The 1,238-nt window shown below is 71.3% G+C and carries 2 protein-coding genes; one reads left to right on the forward strand and one right to left on the reverse strand.

Going from position 1 to position 1,238, the window contains the following annotated elements; genetic code table 11:
• Window positions 1-900, forward strand: a 900-nt coding sequence (locus G6021_RS02740) for an FtsX-like permease family protein (protein ID WP_182640624.1), incomplete at its 5' end; no start/stop codon positions are given.
• On the opposite strand, the gene G6021_RS02745 is transcribed toward G6021_RS02740, so the two are convergent.
• Window positions 897-1,238, reverse strand: a 342-nt coding sequence (locus tag G6021_RS02745; protein WP_182640625.1) for a prepilin peptidase, incomplete at its 5' end; no start/stop codon positions are given. The two genes, G6021_RS02740 and G6021_RS02745, sit on opposite strands and share 4 nt — an antisense overlap.

The following is a 1,238-nucleotide window of genomic DNA, read 5'->3' on the forward strand; positions in this document are numbered from 1 at the left end:
ATCGAGGACCAGATCGCGGGCGTCGACGGCGTCGGGGACGTGGCCTGGTTGGCGTTCGGTTTCGGCCAGCTCGGGGGCGAGCCCCAGGCGCTCGCGGCCGCCGGCGGGCCGGTCGGGGAGCTGCTCGAGGCCACCGTCCTCGACGGCTCACTCGAGCCGGAGGCCGACTCCCTCGTGGTCTCCCGGGAGGTCGCGCGCGACAACGGCTGGACGATGGGCACCCGGGTTCCGCTCGTCGGCCCGGACGGCAGTGAGTCCACGCTCCGGGTGACCGGTGTGTACGACGACGCCCAGATCCTCGGACCCTTCTACACCGGTATCGACGTCTACGAGCGGCTGGTGCCGGAGAACCTCCGCTCCACCGCGATCGTGCTGGCCGGCGCCGCCGAGGGCACCTCGCCCGACCAGGTGCTGGCCGCCGTCACCGAGGAGCTCTCCGACATCCCGATCGCCACCGTGCAGAGCAAGCAGCAGTACATCGACGTCCAGTCGGGCGGGATCGACCAGCTGCTGACGATCATCTACGCCCTGCTCGGCCTGGCCCTGGTGATCGCGGTGCTGGGGATCGTCAACACCCTGGCGTTGTCGGTGATCGAGCGGCGCACGGAGATCGGCATGCTGCGGGCGGTGGGCATGCAGCGGTCCCAGATCCGGCGGACGATCAACCTCGAGTCCACACAGATCGCCGTGTTCGGGGCGCTGGTCGGAGCGGCGGTCGGCGTCTATCTGGGCTGGGCGTTCGTCTCCGTGCTGGCGGACAGCGGGCTCAGCGAGACCACCATCCCGTGGGAGACCATCGGGATCGTGCTGGTGGCCTCGGCGTTCGTGGGGGTGTTGGCCTCGCTGTGGCCCGCGCACCGGGCCGCCAAGACCGACCCGCTGGAGGCGATTGCGGATTAGCCGCCCACCGAGAGCCACGCGGCCACCGCCGCACCGGCGATCATCGCGGGACCGAACGCGATGCCGGTGTGGCGGTCGGCTCTACGGCTGAGGAGTAGCACCAGCGCCACCACGGCGTTCAGTGCGAACGCGGCCAGGGTCCCGATCAGCACGTACTGCCACCCCAGCCAGCCCAGGAAGAGGCCGAGCACGCCGGCGAGTTTGACGTCGCCCAGCCCGAGTCCCGAGGGGTTGATGAACGCGAGCGTGAAGTAGAACGCCAGCAGGGCGAGCGCCGCGGCGGCGGCGCGCCCCAGGGCGCCCCAGTCGCCGGTCACCGCGGACGTCACGCCCAGGGT

The organism is Dietzia sp. CW19, assembly GCF_014145265.1.
Lineage (GTDB): Bacteria > Actinomycetota > Actinomycetes > Mycobacteriales > Mycobacteriaceae > Dietzia > Dietzia natronolimnaea.